General features: G+C 61.7%; 16 protein-coding genes. 8 read left to right on the forward strand and 8 right to left on the reverse strand.

Features of this window, described 5'->3' with window-relative positions; genetic code table 11:
• Window positions 1-7 precede the first annotated feature (7 nt).
• From ACSSVY_RS03650 to ACSSVY_RS03660, 3 genes are all read right to left on the reverse strand, one after another.
• Window positions 8-2,029 carry a capsular polysaccharide biosynthesis protein gene (locus tag ACSSVY_RS03650; protein ID WP_454268073.1) on the reverse strand — a complete coding sequence of 674 codons (2,022 nt, stop codon included), beginning with the start codon at window positions 2,027-2,029 and terminating at the stop codon, window positions 8-10.
• On the reverse strand, window positions 2,026-3,126 hold the full coding sequence (locus ACSSVY_RS03655; RefSeq protein WP_454268229.1) for a polysaccharide biosynthesis/export family protein: 1,101 nt from the start codon (window positions 3,124-3,126) through the stop codon (window positions 2,026-2,028). Before ACSSVY_RS03655 ends, ACSSVY_RS03650 begins: the two co-directional genes overlap by 4 nt.
• A 146-nt stretch (window positions 3,127-3,272) precedes the next feature.
• Complete coding sequence (locus ACSSVY_RS03660; protein ID WP_454268074.1) at window positions 3,273-4,565, reverse strand: capsule biosynthesis protein; 1,293 nt, start codon at window positions 4,563-4,565, stop codon at window positions 3,273-3,275.
• A 138-nt stretch (window positions 4,566-4,703) separates the two neighbouring features.
• Between ACSSVY_RS03660 and ACSSVY_RS03665 the strand changes: the two genes are divergently transcribed.
• Window positions 4,704-5,291 (forward strand): riboflavin synthase, encoded by a 588-nt coding sequence (locus ACSSVY_RS03665; protein ID WP_454268075.1) that lies wholly within the window; start codon window positions 4,704-4,706, stop codon window positions 5,289-5,291.
• Between the two features lie 5 nt (window positions 5,292-5,296).
• Here ACSSVY_RS03665 and ACSSVY_RS03670 read toward each other — a convergent pair whose 3' ends face one another.
• The 5 genes from ACSSVY_RS03670 to ACSSVY_RS03690 all read right to left on the reverse strand — a co-directional run bounded on the left by ACSSVY_RS03670 (window position 5,297) and on the right by ACSSVY_RS03690 (window position 9,421).
• The gene (locus tag ACSSVY_RS03670; RefSeq protein WP_454268076.1) at window positions 5,297-6,160 is read right to left on the reverse strand and encodes a DUF2189 domain-containing protein; all 864 of its coding nucleotides are present in this window, start codon (window positions 6,158-6,160) and stop codon (window positions 5,297-5,299) included.
• A 122-nt stretch (window positions 6,161-6,282) separates the two neighbouring features.
• Complete coding sequence (locus tag ACSSVY_RS03675) at window positions 6,283-7,068, reverse strand: ABC transporter permease (protein ID WP_454268077.1); 786 nt, start codon at window positions 7,066-7,068, stop codon at window positions 6,283-6,285.
• Window positions 7,065-7,817 (reverse strand): ABC transporter permease, encoded by a 753-nt coding sequence (locus ACSSVY_RS03680; RefSeq protein ID WP_454268078.1) that lies wholly within the window; start codon window positions 7,815-7,817, stop codon window positions 7,065-7,067. Before ACSSVY_RS03680 ends, ACSSVY_RS03675 begins: the two co-directional genes overlap by 4 nt.
• Window positions 7,818-7,822: 5 nt before the next feature.
• Window positions 7,823-8,584 carry a transporter substrate-binding domain-containing protein gene (locus tag ACSSVY_RS03685; protein ID WP_454268079.1) on the reverse strand — a complete coding sequence of 254 codons (762 nt, stop codon included), beginning with the start codon at window positions 8,582-8,584 and terminating at the stop codon, window positions 7,823-7,825.
• Window positions 8,585-8,623: 39 nt separating this feature from the next.
• Complete coding sequence (locus ACSSVY_RS03690) at window positions 8,624-9,421, reverse strand: ABC transporter ATP-binding protein (RefSeq protein WP_454268080.1); 798 nt, start codon at window positions 9,419-9,421, stop codon at window positions 8,624-8,626.
• Between the two features lie 92 nt (window positions 9,422-9,513).
• Here ACSSVY_RS03690 and ACSSVY_RS03695 point away from each other — a divergent pair, with 92 nt between their 5' ends.
• From ACSSVY_RS03695 to ACSSVY_RS03725, 7 genes are all read left to right on the forward strand, one after another.
• A complete protein-coding gene (locus tag ACSSVY_RS03695; protein WP_454268081.1) occupies window positions 9,514-10,155 on the forward strand; it encodes a TetR/AcrR family transcriptional regulator in 642 nt (213 codons plus the stop codon).
• Window positions 10,152-11,339 carry a pyridoxal phosphate-dependent aminotransferase gene (locus tag ACSSVY_RS03700; protein WP_454268082.1) on the forward strand — a complete coding sequence of 396 codons (1,188 nt, stop codon included), beginning with the start codon at window positions 10,152-10,154 and terminating at the stop codon, window positions 11,337-11,339. Before ACSSVY_RS03695 ends, ACSSVY_RS03700 begins: the two co-directional genes overlap by 4 nt.
• Window positions 11,340-11,366: 27 nt before the next feature.
• A complete protein-coding gene (locus ACSSVY_RS03705) occupies window positions 11,367-12,149 on the forward strand; it encodes a dimethylarginine dimethylaminohydrolase family protein (protein ID WP_454268083.1) in 783 nt (260 codons plus the stop codon).
• Window positions 12,150-12,230: 81 nt separating this feature from the next.
• Window positions 12,231-13,553 carry an NAD(P)/FAD-dependent oxidoreductase gene (locus ACSSVY_RS03710; RefSeq protein ID WP_454268084.1) on the forward strand — a complete coding sequence of 441 codons (1,323 nt, stop codon included), beginning with the start codon at window positions 12,231-12,233 and terminating at the stop codon, window positions 13,551-13,553.
• A 206-nt stretch (window positions 13,554-13,759) separates the two neighbouring features.
• Window positions 13,760-14,935 carry a porin gene (locus tag ACSSVY_RS03715; RefSeq protein ID WP_454268085.1) on the forward strand — a complete coding sequence of 392 codons (1,176 nt, stop codon included), beginning with the start codon at window positions 13,760-13,762 and terminating at the stop codon, window positions 14,933-14,935.
• 123 nt (window positions 14,936-15,058) lie between these two features.
• Window positions 15,059-15,445, forward strand: a complete 387-nt coding sequence (locus ACSSVY_RS03720) for a carboxymuconolactone decarboxylase family protein (RefSeq protein WP_454268086.1) — start codon at window positions 15,059-15,061, stop codon at window positions 15,443-15,445.
• 189 nt (window positions 15,446-15,634) lie between these two features.
• Complete coding sequence (locus tag ACSSVY_RS03725) at window positions 15,635-16,819, forward strand: porin (protein ID WP_454268087.1); 1,185 nt, start codon at window positions 15,635-15,637, stop codon at window positions 16,817-16,819.
• Window positions 16,820-16,897 lie beyond the last annotated feature (78 nt).

Here is a 16,897-nt window from a genome sequence, read left to right on the forward strand (position 1 = left end):
ATGTGCCTTATCGCCAGAGGCTTGCCTGAGAGGCCAGCGCACCTTGCAGCTTGGCCAACAACCGGTTGGCTGGCCCGGGACGGGGCAACGGTCCATGCGCGAGCCGATGGACCACCACCTCAACCGGGCAGGGCCGTCCCGTCTTTGGATCGAAATAGCGCGGATAGTCGATCAACGTGGCATGCACGAGACCAGTGAGCAATGGCCGTGCCCCGCGTCTTGCGGGGATTTCGCCCAGATCGCGGGTCAGCCCCCATCCGGCATAAAAGGGCGCGCCGGTCGTGGTCACGCGCACCCCGCGCAAGAGTGCCTCAAAACCCAACAAGGATGTCATGGTCCACACCTCTTGGACCCATGGCAGGAGTTGGGCCGGATCGGTGTGGATAAGGACCATATCCGCAAGTTCGTAGAGCGCCTCTGGGGGCACGTTTCCGGGTCGCAGGCCAGCCTCGACATCGGGATGGGGTTTGTAGAGGATCACGGCCTTCGGATTGGCCAGGCGCACAGAGTGCAAAAGGCTGAGATTTGTATTGATCGCACCAGCGCCAAGCCGGATCGAGGCGTCATTCTCAACCTGCCCCGGAACAAGAATTCGGTGGCCCTCTGGCAGATCGGGGGCAGGCTCTCCTTGGTTGTACTTGCTCAGCCCATGCCGGGCCAGCGCGGCAATCAGCGCGCCTGCGCGCGCCTCTTGATCGGGACGCAGACGCGCGCGCGCGGCAATCAGATGTTCCAGCCTGCTGTCGTGGGTCGGATCGTAGTAAATGCCCAGATCGTCGCAGACGAGCGACAGAGGGGGGATGAGATCGGCCCCAAGGCCGCGCGACCGCAGAAATCCGTCCTCAATGCGGATCGCGCCCTCTGGGGTCTTGGCTGCGCTAGACGCCCAGACCATTGCTGGGCGCTCGGTCTGAGGCCCCTTGGGGAACGAGACCCGCCGGTATTGACCAAAGAACCGCTGCAAAGGCGCACGTTTCCACAGGCGCATGCCATAGGCAGCCCATCCGGCGTGATCTTCGCGCCATGCACGGGACATCGCCTCGAAAGTCCCGATGGCTGTTGTCAGATCGCACAGTCTGTCGTGATAGGGATCATACCATGTGGGATAGAGCAGCATTGCCCCGGCAAAGAGCTGCGCGCGGGTCAGCGTGCGGCCCCGGCGTGTCAGGGGCAGGGGGTGGCGGTCGTCGCTGAGACCCCATCCCGCGTAGAATGGTTTGCCGAAGACCTGAGGTCGGTGCCCCGCCAAGATAGCCTCGAACCCCATCTGAGAGGACACGCAATAGACGGCGACAGCCCCCTCGAGCAGCGCCCATGGGCTGACGGGAGCAGACAACAGGGAAATGCGCGCGGACTCGTCGGCATCTGTGAAATAGCCCGGCCGATGGCCCTGTGCCGTCTCCGGATGTGTTTTGATCACAATGCGCGCGCCGGGGTGATCCTCTTGTGCCCAATAGAGCATTTCACGAAAAGTATTGGCATCCGCCCCGCCGTGGATCACCGAGGCATCGCCGCGCGTCTGGTCGATCACCAGCACATAGCCCGGTTCGGGGCAGGGAGTGCGGGGATCGAACCCGGAGTATTTGCTCAGATGCGCCTCTTGCATTCGGGCCATGCCACTGCGTGCCTGATTGAGCAGGGCTGTGTCGTCTAGTGGATGCGTGGCGAGCAGATGTTCAAGATCCGACGGGCGGCTGCTGTCGAAATAGATGCCGCGCCGGTCGATCACCAACCCAAGCGGTGGTTCCCCTGAGCGCCCCGGATGAAGCGAGCGCAGGAACGCATCCTCGATCCGCAAGAGACCCGCACCGGTCCGCGCGGCCATTGCCTCGCCACGTTTTGCATATGGGCTGCGGCCCCAGACGGCGATGAGATCCTCCGCGTCGGGTCGCCCGAAGGTTAGACTATAGCCCGCCAGTGCCAGAATACGGCGCACACGGCCCTGCCAAAGAAACCCGCCGTTGAAAAAGAAAACCCGCCGGGAGGCCTGCGCCTCGCCAGCGGGTTTACCGTCTAAGGGCTGCCTCAAAAGTCGCCCGAAAGCGTCGAGGACGCCGTTGAAATCGAACCAACCGCCCCAAGTGTGCCGGTCAGTGCGCCGATGACTTTCGACCATTGTGTGAACGGTGCCTCGGTCACATAGATGGTGTCATCGTCGCGAACCGCAAAATCTCGGGCCATGAACATGCCATTCGGCTTGGTCAGATCAAGAACGTAAATAAGGCGCTGCGCGCCTTGCAGATCGTTGCGACCCAAAACCTGATTTGCCACCTCTGCGGGTTCATTGCGTAGCACAAACACACCCGTAGGATCGGCGGCAGAGGTTGTCAGCCCGCCGACCTGCGCTATCGCTTCCAAGGCACTCAGTGTCTGAGTCTCGAATGTCACGCGCGCCTGAGCGCCGGTGGCCCCAAGTGCGGTATAGGCGCGCGTATCGGCCTCGACCAGAATACGGTCGCCACCGCGCAGAGCGATGTCGAACTGCGGATGCTTGAAGAGATCCTGAAACCACACTTTGGAGCGCTGATCGCCCCGGATCACGGTGATTTGCGCAACCTCTGGTGCAATGCCGATACCGCCTGCCGAGGCGATCATGGCCGAGAGGGTGCGGGTGGGCGCCTCAATCGGATAGACGCCCTGACCGCTGACCGCGCCGCTGATCGAAACGGTCGAGCCGTTGCCCGCGAGGCGACGCACTTCGACCTGTGGGTCAGGGGTTTGTTGTTCGAGTTTCTCGGTAATGATGCGACGCACACCTTCGGGTGTATTGCCTGCGGCTTTGATCCGCCCGGCGTATGGCACGAAGATAAAGCCTGATCCGTCTACCTGCACCTCGTCAAGCAGGGTCTGGTTTGTGGCCTCTCCTGCCAAGAGCCCGTCATCAACATTCTCCCAGATGGTCAGTCCCAGAGTATCGCCGGAGCTGATCATGTCGGATCCCAAGAGCCCCGCATTTCTGAATTCATCCGTGAATCCAAGGGCGGGTTGGACAGCAGTGGCGCGGGTCACGCGATCATTCACCGTGACGACAAAGGCGTCCCCCTCCTTCTGCACGGAGCCTGCGTAAAGTTCACGCTTGTTGGGACCTACACGAGGCAGGGCACATCCGGCCAATATGGATGCAATGGCCAAAAGCGCGACAGACCGCGCCCATCGGGAATGTCGGGGTATCACTGCTCGGTCTCCTCGACCTGTTTTTGTTCTGCCTCGGGTCTTTTTTTCTTAAGCTACCGAACATGGTTACGAAAATCCAGCATTTCTATCGAGATGGCTTACGGGATAAGGCGCAACTGTTGCCGAGGGGCCGCGGTGCCAGAGCGCAGCGCGTCGTAGGGGTCTTCGGGTGAGAGCATCATGTCGACAGCCTGACGCAGCAATTGCCGCCGTCCACTGGCGGAATAGAACCCGCCCGCGATCTGGCTGGTCTCGAGCAAAAAGCGGCGGTAATCGGTGTAGGCGCGGCGATCCGGCCGCTCCGCCCCGGCAAAGAAATCGCGCAAGGGTTTGGTCGAGACAAACTGCGGCTTGGCATAGACTGCCTGCCCGAAGGTGCGCAGAGGAATGCCGCGCCAGAGCACCTGTTGCGCCGCCGTGGAATTGACCGTGACCGCCGATCTGGCCTCATCCAGCAACTTGGCCAGTTTGCCGCCGCGCAGGTAATGCACCCGGCCACGCAGGCCGTAGGTGTGGATCAGGCGGCGCAATTCGCTGCGGATGGGGGCGCGACCATCCTCCAGCGGATGTGCCTTGATCACCAGATGATGATGCGGCGGCGCTCCCTTGGCGAAACCGTCGATTACGGTTTCCAGAAACTCGGGCATCGTGGCAAACGGAGAATGCGCCTGAAACGAGGCGTCATGTTCCAGTTGCAAAAGGGCGATGTGATACGGAAAGCCGCCGGTGCGGACGCGCCATGTCGTCAGACGCCGCTCGATCGCCTGAACCGGCATCAGGACCAGACGTTTGAGGTAGAGCTTAAATTCCTGTCCAACGGTCAGCGCGCGATGTGGGCGGAAATGCCGATAGCGGCGGTTCAGGAAAAGGACAAAGCCGTGATAGAGCGCGCCGTAGAACACATGCTGGCGCATGTCGCCCCAACTGGCCGGGGGCAGGGCGGTGTCCATGTCCGAGTTTTCCAGCGCCTGCCGCATCTCGGGCACGCTCATTTCCATCAGGCGGGAGTTGCCGTTGGTGCCACCGCGCTCATACGTCACCCAATAGGGGCGCATGTAGCCTTCCTCGAACACATGGATCGTGAGACCGCGCGCACGGGCCATTTCGACTGCTTGCGCGTGAATGGGCCGCGTGTCGCCGTAGAGCACCAGATCGGTGATGCGCTTGTCGTCGAGAATCTGGGTCAGGGTTGCGGGCCAAGTTTCGGCGTCGCTCAGAAACGGCAAATAGCTCGAGCGGTCACGCCAAAAGACTTGATCACCGGCATTGAACCCCACGCGCCAGACATCCGCACCGGCCCGGCGCAGCATCTGCCCGAGTTTATAGAAAAACGGACCATGCGGTCCCTGCAGAAACAGAAACGCACGCTCCTCGCCGGTTAGACCTGTCATGCTGGGGTCTCTTGCCTTTACGCTCAATCGTGCTTTGATACTGCAATAATCAGGCAAAAATAAGCCCCTTCCGCCGCGGTGCCTTGTCATGCGGACCCGGCGGCGCTAGGGCGGGGAGAGAGCAAGAGGAGAGCGGCCATGTTCACGGGTATCATCACCGATGTGGGGCGCATTCAAGCGGTCGAACATCGTGGCGACCTGCGCGCGCGGATCGGCACCGGCTATGACACGAGCCGGATCGACATCGGCGCGTCCATTGCCTGCGACGGCGTTTGTTTGACGGTCGTAGCTCTCGGGTCTGATTGGTTTGACGTGGATATCTCTGCTGAAACCCTGTCCAAGACCAATCTGTCAGGCTGGAATGCAGGGCGCAGGGTCAATCTGGAACGCGCGCTGAGGGTAGGCGATGAATTGGGCGGGCATATCGTGTCGGGCCATGTCGATGGGCTGGCCGAGGTGGTGGGATTGCGCGACGAGGGTGACAGCACCCGCGTCATCCTGCGCGCGCCCGACGCCCTTGCGCGGTTCATCGCGCCCAAGGGGTCGGTGGCGCTCAACGGCACCTCGCTTACAGTCAACGAGGTTGAGGGCTGCGATTTCGGGATCAACTTCATCCCGCATACCAAGGCTGTGACCACCTGGGGGGATGTGGCCTTGGGGGATATGATCAATCTCGAGATCGACACATTGGCCCGCTATGTGGCACGGCTGGCCGAGTCAGGCTGACCGCTCTATCCCTGTTTTGGTACGGCAGCGCGGTAGAGATGCCATGTCGCATGTCCAAGAACCGGCAGCACGATCACCAACCCGAGGAACGCAGGCAGCATGCCAAGGGTCATGCTCACCGCGACGATGAGGCCCCATGTCGCGACGATGCGGGGATTTCGCCGCGCAACGGCGACAGAGGTCATAACCGCAACCGGAATGCCTGCGCGTCGGTCGATCAGCATCGGAAAAGACACCAGACTGATGACCAGAACCAGGGCGGCAAAGACAAAGCCTGTTCCCATCCCGAGCAGGATCATCTGCCAGCCGGCAGTCGTCGTCAGGACATCGCTCAGGAAACCGATGATCGATGTGGGCGGAAGCGGTCCGAGCGTGATGTTGTAAATATAGGTGGCGGTGAACATCCAGACCGCGAAAATCCCCATCAGATAGAGCGCCAGAACCAGAACTGGTCCCAAGACATGGGCACGCAACGCATGCAGGGCCTCGGCCCAATTCGGGTCATGTCCTGTTTCACGCTGTCGGCTCATCTCGTAGAGGCCTGCGGCGGCGACCGGACCAAGCAGGGTGAACCCTGCGGCCAATGGGAACAGCATCGGCAGTCGCGCTGAATTGAAGGCCAAGAGCGCGAGCGTGATGCCGATCACCGGGTAAATGGCGATGAGGAAGAAAACGTCGCTCCGAAAGGCGGTGAAATCTGCGAGCCCCTTGCGAAGCGCGGTTCTCACGTCGTCCATATCAAGCTGGCGCACTTCGGGCGGTGTGGTGATTTCACTGCCGAGCGCGTCGGCGGCGTCTGAGGCGCTACGACTTGCACTCACGGTTGTCCCCGCCAACCACGTCAGCGGATTGCCGATGGTCTTGGTCATGATGGCCTCCCATTTAGGGCGCGGAAGCCGAGAGTGGGGCGTCGCGCCGTCGCGTTGCCGTGGTCTATCCTAGCACGTTTTACCCGCTCCGTCACATCACGATGGGGCGATGCCGCGCAGATTTAGCCCTGCTGTCTGCGGGAGGGCACGCGATTTTCAACCCAGCGGAACATCAGGGCGATCAGACCCGCGATGATCATGTAGACGAGGGCCAGCAACAAAAGCGGCTCATAGACAATGAACGTGTCGGCACGCACGCGGCTGGAGACTGAATAAATCTCGATCACGGTGATGGTCGCCACGAGCGGTGTTGCCTTGAGTTGCAGGATGGTTTCGCCGCCGAGCGTGGGCAGCACGTTGCGAATGGCCTGCGGGAGCCAGATGCGGCGGAATATCGTGAAGCGTGGCATGCCAAAGGCGCGCGCGGCCTCAAGCTGACCTTTTTGCACACTGGCAAAGCCGCCGCGCATCACCTCGCCCTCGTATCCCGCATAGGACAGGGTAAGCGCCAGAACGGCATAGGGCCAGGCCTGACGCAGATAGGGCCAAAGCTCAGAGCCGCGAATCCACGGGTATTGCGGGAAGAGAGAGCCTAGGCCGTAATAGAGCAGCCAGATTTGCAAGAGGAGCGGCGTGCCGCGAATGATGGTGCAAAAAACGCGGGCAGGGGCCGCCAGATACCAAGGCCCCGCCGCCTGTGCCAGACCAAGTGGCACCGCAAGCATGAAGCCCAGCACGACCGTCACCACCAAGATCCAGATCGTGCGCCACAGCCCCTCAAGCGCCAATGGCAGGTATTGCGGCAGCCAGTCCCACCGCATGGAAAGGGCGCACCAGAGCACAAACCCGGCGAAAAGCGCCATGAGGAACAGGCGGCGTGGGCTCAACAGCGCGCGCAAGTCACTCATTGTCCGCCCTCCCTAAGCGAAGGCTGACCGCGCCGTGCCCATTTCTCGATCCGGGCAAAGATCACGCCGGAAAACAGCGTGACGATCAGGTAAAGCGCGCCCGCCGCAAGGAAAAAGGTGAAATAGGCCCGCGTGCTGCCCGCCGCCTGTCGGGTTTCTAGCGTCAACTCGCTAAAGCCCACGATGGCCAGCAGGGCGGTATCCTTGGTGGCAATAAGCCACAGATTGGCAAGCCCTGGCGTGGCAAAGCCCATCATCGCCGGGATTGTCACCCGCCGCAGCGTCATCAGCGGCGGGATGCCAAAGGCCCGCGCGGCCTCAAGCTGTCCGGGCGGGATCGCCTGAATGGCCCCGCGCAAGACCTCGGTGGCATAGGCCCCCTGCACCACACCCAAGACCCAGATGCCCGCGACAACACCGTTGATCTCGACCCGGTCATAACCCATGGCGATGGCGGCCTGATTGATCAGGTCGGAGCCGACGTAATAGAGGATGAGGATCAGCACCAGTTCGGGCACGGCGCGAATGACGGTGGTATAAACCGCCAGCAGATCGCGCAAGAGCGGCCCGCCATAGAGCTTGCCATAGGCGCCGCCCAGTCCGATCACGAGGCCAAAGCCGAAGGCCCCAAGCGCGATCTGGAGCGAATTCGCCAGCCCACGCAAGAGGTTGGCGCCCCAGCCCGGAGGCTCGAGCGCGAGCAGGCTGGCGGCGTCCGCCAGCCCCAATGTGTCAAGCAGCGCCTCCAAAGGGCTCAGTAGATGCTGGCTTTGAAGTAGCGCGCGGTGATCGCCTCATGGGTGCCGTCGGTCAGAATGGTCGCGATGCCCTTATTCAGCGCCTCGCGCAGCGCGTCGTCACCCTTCCGCACGCCCGCGCCTACGCCAAGGCCCAGAATAGCCGGATCATCGGCGACATTGCCCTTGATCTCGCAGCAGGCCCCCGCCTCGGTGGCGACGAAATCGGCCATGGCGATGCTATCGGCCTGCGTGGCGTCGATCCGGCCAGAGACCAGATCCTGATTGGCCTCGTCCTGCGTCTGATAGATGCGGATTTCGGCGGCGTCCTTGAAGTATTCCTGCGCATAGGCCTGATGGATGGTCGAGGCCTGCACGCCGATGATCTTGCCTTTCAGGCTCTCGGGAGTGGCGTCCATTTCAATCGCCTTTGCAGCCACGACCACCGTCGGCGTGTTGTAATAGGGGTCTGAAAAATCTATGGTTTTCATCCGCTCTTCGGTGATCGACATCGAGGCCATGATGGCGTCGATCTGACCGCCGGTCAGCGAGGGAATGATCCCGTCCCACGCCACGGGCGTGATCACGCAGTTGAGTTCGGCGGCCTTGCACACGGCGTCGATCACCTCGACCTCCCAGCCGACCCAAGTGCCCGAGGAATCGAGCGAGGCAAAGGGCGGATAGGGTTCGGCGGCGATGCCGATCTTGACTTCTTGCGCGGCAAGCCCGGTGCCGAGGGCTGCCAATGTGGCGGCGGCGAGGATGGTTTTCAGTGTCATGTCAGTCTCCCTTGTTGGTTCTGGTTGATCTGCCCCGCCTTATCCGACGGTTTGCAGGAATTGCTTGAGGCGGGCCGATTGTGGCGCGCCAAAGACGCGCTCGGGGGGGCCTTCTTCCTCGATCCGCCCTTGATAGAGATAGACCACATGATTGGCCACCTCACGGGCGAATTTCATCTCATGCGTGACGATGAGCATGGTGCGCCCCTCGGCGGCGAGATCGCGGATCACGCTCAGCACCTCGCCCACGAGTTCGGGGTCAAGGGCGCTGGTTGGTTCGTCAAAGAGCATCACGGCGGGATCGACGGCGAGGGCCCGCGCAATGGCCGCGCGCTGTTGCTGGCCACCGGACAGAAAGGCGGGAAACGTATCTGCCTTGTCACCAAGCCCTACACGGTCAAGCAGCGCACGCGCACGCTCAATCGCCTGATTTTTCGGCGTTTTCAGAACATGCACCGGCACCTCGATCACGTTTTCCAAGAGGGTGCGATGGGTCCAGAGATTGAAGGCCTGAAACACCATGCCAAGCCGCGTGCGGATGCGCTCAATCTGGCGGCGGTCCGAGGGGCTTCCGTCAGAGCGCATGGCGATAGCCTCGCCATTGACCACGATCCGGCCTGATGTGGGGGTTTCAAGGAAATTGATACAGCGTAGCATGGTCGATTTGCCCGACCCCGACCCGCCGATGATCGCCACCACATCGCCCTTTTGTGCGGTGAGCGACACGCCTTTGAGCACTTCGAGTGGCCCGAATGACTTGTGCAGGTCTTCGACGAGGATCGCGGGCGACACCGGGTCGGGCGCGTCGGACGGTCGGGGCGCTGCGGTCAAGGGCATGTCTCCGGCAGGGTCACTTTCGGCTTGTAGTAAGGCGGAAGAGTCGTAATTATGCAAGCGTATAATTGACCGCGCAGGAGATGGAGGCGCTCATGACCGGAGAACGCCGCAAATTCAGGCGCGAGGGGGCCGACAGCCGCCGTCAGGCGCTTGTTCATGCCACGCTTGACCTGATCGCCGAACAGGGCGTGCGCGGGGCCACCGTGCGCGCCATCGCGGAACGTGCGGACGTCACCCAAGGCCTTATACGGCATTACTTTTCCACCAAGGATGAGCTGGTGCAGGAGGCCTATCTGGCGCATATGGCGGGGCTGACAGAGCAGACCTTTGCCGGGGTTGCGGAGCGGGAAACGGCCCTCGGGCGGCTTGCGGCGTTGGTGGTGGCCTCGGTCACGCCGCCGGTGGTTGATGCGGCCTCGGTTGGGCTCTGGGCCGGGTTTCTCAACCATGTGCGGCAGGATGCGCGGATGCGCGCGGTGCACGCGCAAACCTATCACGATTTCCGCGACCGGCTGGAGCGGTTGATCGTGGCGGCGCTGGAGGAAGCGGGGCGCGCGCCGGATGCGGGGCAGGCGCGGCGGTTGGCGATTGCCTGCAACGCGGTGATTGACGGGCTCTGGCTGGAGGGGGGCGCGCTGCCCGAGGCGTTTGAGCCGAATGAACTGACTGGAATTGCGCTCACGGCGGTGGGCGCGATTTTGCAACTGGATTTGGAAGAGGCGGCGAAGACATGAGATTTTCCTCGATAAATGAACGGCTTGCCGGACTTGGCGGGGCTAAGTGGGAAGTGCATGCGCGGGCCAAGGCGATGGCGCGCGCGGGCCGCGACGTGATCCGCCTCACGATTGGCGAGCCGGATGTGCCAACGCCAGAGCGCCTCAAGGACGCCGCCTATGCCGCGATGAAGGCGGGGCGCACGGGCTATTCGGATGGGCGCGGCGAGCCGGGATTGCGGGCGGCACTGGCGGAAAAATACAGCAAAACCAGAGGCCGCACGTTTCATCCCGATCAGGTCATGTGCTTTCCGGGCACGCAAACCGCGCTCTATGCGGTGATGATGGCGGTTGCCGAAGAGGGCGCAGAGGTGCTGGTGGGCGATCCGATGTATGCCACCTATGAGGGGGTCATCCGTGCTACGGGGGCCACGATGGTGCCGGTTCCGCTGCGGCCTGAGAATGGGTTTCGGATGGCGGCAGCGGATGTGGCACCCCTGATAACCCCTAGAACACGCGCGATTTTATTGACAACGCCGCATAATCCTACGGGGGCGATTCTGACCCGTGACGATATTGCAGCACTTGGGCGGTTGGCGGTCGAGCATGACCTCTGGATCATTTCCGACGAGGTTTATGAGGATCTGGTGTTCGAGGGGTCCAAGTTTGTCTCGCCCCTGTCCGATCCGGATTTGGCGGAGCGGGTTGTCGCGGTGTCGTCGATTTCCAAAAGCCACGCAGCACCCGGTTTTCGCAGCGGCTGGTGCGTTGGCTCGCTGGAATTTACCGCCAATCTGTTGGCCCTGTCCGAGACAATGCTCTTTGGAAATCAACCGTTTATCGCGGATATGACGGAACAGGCGGTGCGTGAGGGATCGGATGTGGCGGCGGGCATGCGGCAGAGGTTTGCGGCGCGCGCAGACCTCTTGGCCAAGCGGTTGGAGCGGGAAACCGCTCTGCGGGTGCATCGCCCTGAGGCGGGGATGTTCGCGATGGTGGATATTGCCGCGACGGGGCTCGACGGAGAAAGCTATGCCTTTGATATATTGGAGAAAACCGGCGTGGCGGTGATGCCGGGGGCGTCCTTTGGCAAGACGCTCGACACATGGGTGCGGTTGGCGCTGACGGTCGAGGATGCGCCCTTTGCCCAAGCGATTGACCGGATTGTGGCCCATGCCAATGCGCGGCGCGTCAAGATCGCCTGAAATATAATATAATCAGAGGGTTATACGATGAATTCCAGCTATGAATTCCGCCGGGCGATCACCCGCAAACCGGGCAAGAGCATTGTGGGCGGGTTGCGGGCCGAGGATATCGGCACACCGGATCTGGCGCGGATGCTGGAGGCGCATGCCGCCTATGTGGCGACCCTGCGCAGCACCGGGGCGGAGGTGGTGGAATTGCCACCGCTTGAGGATTACCCCGATGCGGTTTTCGTAGAAGATACAATGCTTTGCCTGCCCGAATTGGCCATCGCCATGCGCCCCGGCGCGCCTTCGCGTATGGGTGAAGTGGCCGAGATGCGCCCGGCAATTGCCAAGTTTTATGGGGACAGGATTGCCGAGATCACCGCGCCGGGGACCATTGAGGGGGGCGATATTCTGGTGACGGGGCGTGAGATTCTGGTGGGGCTGTCAGCCAGGACCAATCGCGAGGGAGTGTCACAACTCTCTGATATTGTTCGTGAATATGGATATTGCTTGCGGCTGGTCGAGACCCCGGAAGGGGTTTTGCACTTCAAGACTGACTGCGGTCTCTTGGCCCCCGAGACGATCCTAAGCACGCGCAGACTATCGGCGTCGGGCTGCTTTGAAGGCTACGAGGTGCTGCGTGTCCCTGACGGCGAGGAAGCCGCAAGTAACTGTATTCGCTTCAACAATCTTGTGGTCATGGCCGCCGGGTTCCCGCGCACGGCCGAGATTCTGACGGCACATGGCTATGAGGTTGTCCAGATCGACAACATCGAATGTGCCAAGCTCGATGGCGGGATGTCTTGTCTTTCGCTGCGATTCTGAATGTACATGACGTACGTTTTGTACGCGGGTTGTGGACGCAATTCAGACGCGCCCAATCAGGCGTGAGATCAGGAGAAGATCATGCGGATCGAATGGGCACGGGAGGCCGATCTTGGCACCCCTTACTGGTGGTCGGCCTTGGCCGCGCCCGAGGCGGGAGAGGACCTGCCCGACACCTGTGACGTGCTGGTGATCGGGGCGGGTTATGCCGGGCTGTCGGCGGCGCTGGCGGCGCATGATGGCGGCACGCGGGTGGTGGTGGTCGATGCAGCGGAACCGGGGCATGGGGCATCGACGCGCAACGGCGGCATGTTCGGGGCGCATCCCCGTCTGGGCTGGGCCGAGTTGGAGGCGAAGTTCGGGGCCGGGGTGGCGGACGCGCTCTTTGCCGAGGCGAAGCCCGCGCTCGACTGGGCCAAGGATCTGATCGCGCGCGAGGGGATCGAATGCGATTTTCAGAACACCGGGCGGGTGCAACTGGCCTACACGCCCGCGCATTTCGCCAATCAGCGGCGGATGGCCAAGGTCGTGACCGAGAAATCAGAAGTTAACGTGCGGATCATTGAGCGCGCTGATCTGGGGCAGGAGATCACGACCGAGAAATATCACGGCGGGCTCCTCTTTCCGGAGCATGGTGCGATTCATCCGGCCAAGTTTCATCAGGGCCTCTTGCGCGCGGTGCGCGGGCGGGACGTGCCGGTGGTGTCGCATGCAGCGGTGACAGCGCGCGAGGCCGAGGGTGCGGGATACCGGGTGCAGACCGCCAAGGGCGTGATTCGCGCGGCCAAGGTGGTACTGACCACGAACGGCTATACCAGCCGCCCGTTTCGCTGGCACATGGCGCGCGTCTTTCCGCTGCCGTCCTATATCATCGCGACCGAGGACTTGCCGTCGAACCTGATCGGTCATATCGCGCCGGGACGCCGGATGATGGTCGAGACGCGGGCGCGGCACAGTTATTTCCGGATCTCGCCGGATGGTCGCCGGGTTCTGTTCGGGGGGCGCGCGTCGATGGCGGAGATGGGGCCGGAGGCGGCTGCGGCGCAGCTCTATAAGGTCATGGTGGGAATCTGGCCCGATCTGGCGGGCGTCAAGCTCAGCCATTCGTGGCAGGGCTTCACCGGCTATAGCTTCTCGCATATGCCGCATGTGGGGCATGATGAGGGTGTGCATTACGCCATGGGCTTTTCGGGGTCGGGGACGGTGATGGCACCCTGGTTGGGATCGAAAGCCGCCTATCAGGCGATTGGCGACGCGCGGGGGGCCACGGCCTATAGCGCCACGCCGCTCAGCCGAAGCTGGCTGCATCCCGGCGAGCGGCCGCATTTCCTGCGGGCTGCGAATCTCTGGTATCGGCAGGTGGTGGACCGGGTCGAGGACTGGCAGGCGGGGGCCGGTCGGTAGGGGGCTGAGACATGCTTTGCCTTTTTTGCGAGCGTTGTCTGCGGCTGGAGGGCAGGAGTGTGTCGGCCCTGCATCATATGCTACAGATTCGTGACATTCACAAATCGGTGTTTTGACTGTGAACCGTTCGTGAGCGTCATGGTGATCATCAGCCGGTCGCGAAATTCCGCGACGGCACGTATCAGAATATTTCTGGAGGGACTTCCTTGAAACATCTACTCACGAGCACCAGCGCGATCGCCCTCGGCGTCGTCCTGGTCACCCCGGCGTCGGCCCAGGAATGGGATATGAAATGGGGCGGTTATTTCTCGAGCCATGTGGCCTATGCCAAGGTCGATACGAACACCGCGGCCCATGCTGGCGCTGATTTCGACGGCATCGATGTCTACAGCGAAACCGAAATCGAATTCACCCCGTCGGTGACGCTCGACAACGGCATGACCTTTGGCGTCAACGTCCAGATGGAAGGCACCAACAACGGTGGCGGTGCGACCGGTATCGACGAATCCTACCTGACCATCTCCAGCGACACACTGGGCAAGATCGACCTCGGCAACGAGAACTCGGCTGGTTACAAGATGATGGTGTCGGCGCCGCAGATCGACGGCAGCATCTGGATCAACTCGCCCTCGATCTCGGGTTTCATTCCGATTTCGGTCAGCGCGGGCGGCAACCTGCCGTGGAACTTCCGTCAGTCGGCCATCTCGGCCTATACCGAGGTTCTGGGCAACAACGACGTGGCGCGGATCAGCTACTATACCCCGTCCTTCAACGGTCTGACGCTGGGTATCTCTTATGCGGCTTCGGATAACATTGTCGGCACCGGTGCCAACGCGGGCAACAACTTTGGTGTGAACCGCAACGCGGGCGTGACGGACATCTTTGACGTCGCAGTGGCCTATAGCGGGTCATTCGGCGGTTTCGATCTGGATGCCGCGGCGCGCTGGGGCACTGCCGAGAACAACACCGGCCTTGCAGGCACCGATGATCCCGAGACTTGGGGTGTTGGTGCAACCGTCGGCTTCAACGGCTTTGCCTTTGGTGGCTCCTACTCGGAGAATGACAACGGCGGGCTTTTGCCGGATGAAGAGGGCTGGGCGCTGGGCGTCACCTACGATCTGGCCGGTCCTTGGAAATTCGGGATCGACACCTATCAGGGTGAATACAGCGGCACCGGCGCGGCCTCTGGCGACAAGGCCGAATTCGAAGCCTATCAGATCATCGGCAGCCGTGAACTTGGCGAGGGCGTGAGCTGGGCGATCTATGCCGTCTATGCCGAAGGCTCTGTCAACGGCAACGCCGGCGGCACCTTTGCACCGGGCACAGCCAACACCGAGGTTGAAGGCACTCTGATCGGCACGTCGATCAACCTGACCTTCTAAATCCGGATCTGGATTGACTGAGGCGCGCGGGGATAAAACCCCGCGCGTTTTGCATGTCTGGCGCTTGTCCTATCGCGCAGCCCTGCGATGATGCGACAAGGCAGGCATCAAAAGGAGCAGGTGATGAGCACTTTCGACGAGGATCTCTTTCTCAAGGGGTTGGAGCAGCGCAAGGCGACGCTGGGGGCGGAGTATGTAGAGCGCAGTCTGGAGGCTGCGGATGACTTTACCCGCCCGTTTCAAGAGGCGATGACCGCATGGTGTTGGGGGTTTGGCTGGGGCGACGCGGTGATTCCCCCCAAGACGCGCAGCATGATGAATCTGGCCATGCTGGGCGCGTTGGGCAAAATGCACGAGTGGGAATTGCATTGTCGGGGGGCGATCAACAACGGGGTCACGCCCGAGGAAATCCGTGCGATCATTCATGTGGTGGGAATTTACTGCGGGGTGCCGCAGGCGCTTGAATGTTTCCGGGCCGCAAAAAAAGTCCTGAGCGAGGAGCAAGGCTGAGCGAAGCTCCTTGTTTGAAAGGGCGCTGGAATTGTGGTGTGGTTTCTGCGTCACAATCCGGGCGGGATGCGGCGAGAGCAGGGGGGTTGCGTTGACAGTTTGGGGGGGAATGGCGCATTTCATAGCACAAGCCGTTTCCAATGACTGGTGCGGCGGATCTGATTAACCTGCTTCTGAGGAGGGACACCCTTGAAAAAGCAACTTCTGAGCACCAGCGCGATTGCTCTTGGCGTAGCATTCGCCGCACCTGCATCGGCACAAGAATGGGATATGAAATGGGGCGGGTTCTACAACTCGCACGTCGGTTATGTGACCGTTGATTCGAACACGCCTCTCCACGCTGGCGCAGATTTCGACGGCGTTGACGTGTTCGCGAACACCGAAATCCACTTCACCCCGTCGGTTACTCTGGACAACGGCCTGACCTTCGGTGTTGACATCCAGATGGAAGGCACCAACAACGGTGGCGGCGCGACCGGCATCGACGAAACGTACTTGACCATCAAGGGCGACACGCTCGGCAAGATCGACCTCGGCAACGAGAACTCGGCTGGCTACAAGATGACTGTGGGCGCACCGCAGGTCAAAGGCGGCATCGGCATCAACTCTCCGTCGATCTCGGGCTTCGTTCCGATTTCGTTCGGTGCTGGCGGCAACCTGCCGTGGCTGTTCCGTGACTCGGGCATTTCGTCCTATGCTGAGGTTCTCGGCAACAACGACGTTCCGCGCATCACCTACTACACCCCCTCCTTCAACGGTCTGACCCTCGGCGTGTCCTACGCTGCGTCGTCGAACGTTGGTGGTGGCGGTGCGAACGCTGGCAACAACTTCGGCGTGAACCGCAACGCTGGTGTCAATGACATCTTCGACATCGGTTTGGCCTACAGCCAGTCGTTCAGCGGTGTTGACCTTGACCTGTCGGCTCGTTGGGGCACTGCAGAGTCCAACATTGCTGGTACCAGCGATCCGGAAGTTTGGGGCGTTGGCGCAAGCATTGGCTTCAGCGGCTGGACCTTCGGCGGTGGCTACTCCGAGAACGACAACGGCGGCGTGCGTACGTTTGACTCCGAAGGCTGGAGCCTCGGTGTGACCTATGACATCGCTGGCCCGTGGTCGGTTGGTTTCGACACCTATCAGGGTGAGTACAATGGCGTTGGCGCCGGTTCCGGCGACTCCGCCGAATACGAAGCCTACCAGCTGGTCGGCAGCCGTTCGCTCGGCGCTGGCGTGACCTGGGCCGTGTACGCAGCCTACATCGAAGGTTCTGTGAACGCAGATGCCGGCGGCACGTTCTCTGCTGCTGCTGGTCAGGCTCTTGCCAACACCACGACCGAAGGTACCCTCATCGGCACCTCGATCAACCTGTCGTTCTAATCGACCGGTTACAAGACAAGGGGCGGGGGGTGACTTTTCCCCCCGCCTTTTCTATGTGTGCCGCATATGTGAACAAAC

It is taken from the genome of Roseovarius sp. MBR-51, assembly GCF_053628575.1.

What these genes read in the sequence shown, in the direction of transcription:
- ACSSVY_RS03660 (WP_454268074.1), bottom strand. Translation starts at nt 4,565, where the DNA reads ATGACAGGTCTAACCGGCGAGGAGCGTGCGTTTCTGTTTCTGCAGGGA.
- ACSSVY_RS03665 (WP_454268075.1), top strand. Translation starts at nt 4,704, where the DNA reads ATGTTCACGGGTATCATCACCGATGTGGGGCGCATTCAAGCGGTCGAA.
- ACSSVY_RS03670 (WP_454268076.1), bottom strand. Translation starts at nt 6,160, where the DNA reads ATGACCAAGACCATCGGCAATCCGCTGACGTGGTTGGCGGGGACAACC.
- ACSSVY_RS03675 (WP_454268077.1), bottom strand. Translation starts at nt 7,068, where the DNA reads ATGAGTGACTTGCGCGCGCTGTTGAGCCCACGCCGCCTGTTCCTCATG.
- ACSSVY_RS03685 (WP_454268079.1), bottom strand. Translation starts at nt 8,584, where the DNA reads ATGACACTGAAAACCATCCTCGCCGCCGCCACATTGGCAGCCCTCGGC.
- ACSSVY_RS03690 (WP_454268080.1), bottom strand. Translation starts at nt 9,421, where the DNA reads ATGCCCTTGACCGCAGCGCCCCGACCGTCCGACGCGCCCGACCCGGTG.
- ACSSVY_RS03695 (WP_454268081.1), top strand. Translation starts at nt 9,514, where the DNA reads ATGACCGGAGAACGCCGCAAATTCAGGCGCGAGGGGGCCGACAGCCGC.
- ACSSVY_RS03700 (WP_454268082.1), top strand. Translation starts at nt 10,152, where the DNA reads ATGAGATTTTCCTCGATAAATGAACGGCTTGCCGGACTTGGCGGGGCT.
- ACSSVY_RS03705 (WP_454268083.1), top strand. Translation starts at nt 11,367, where the DNA reads ATGAATTCCAGCTATGAATTCCGCCGGGCGATCACCCGCAAACCGGGC.
- ACSSVY_RS03710 (WP_454268084.1), top strand. Translation starts at nt 12,231, where the DNA reads ATGCGGATCGAATGGGCACGGGAGGCCGATCTTGGCACCCCTTACTGG.
- ACSSVY_RS03720 (WP_454268086.1), top strand. Translation starts at nt 15,059, where the DNA reads ATGAGCACTTTCGACGAGGATCTCTTTCTCAAGGGGTTGGAGCAGCGC.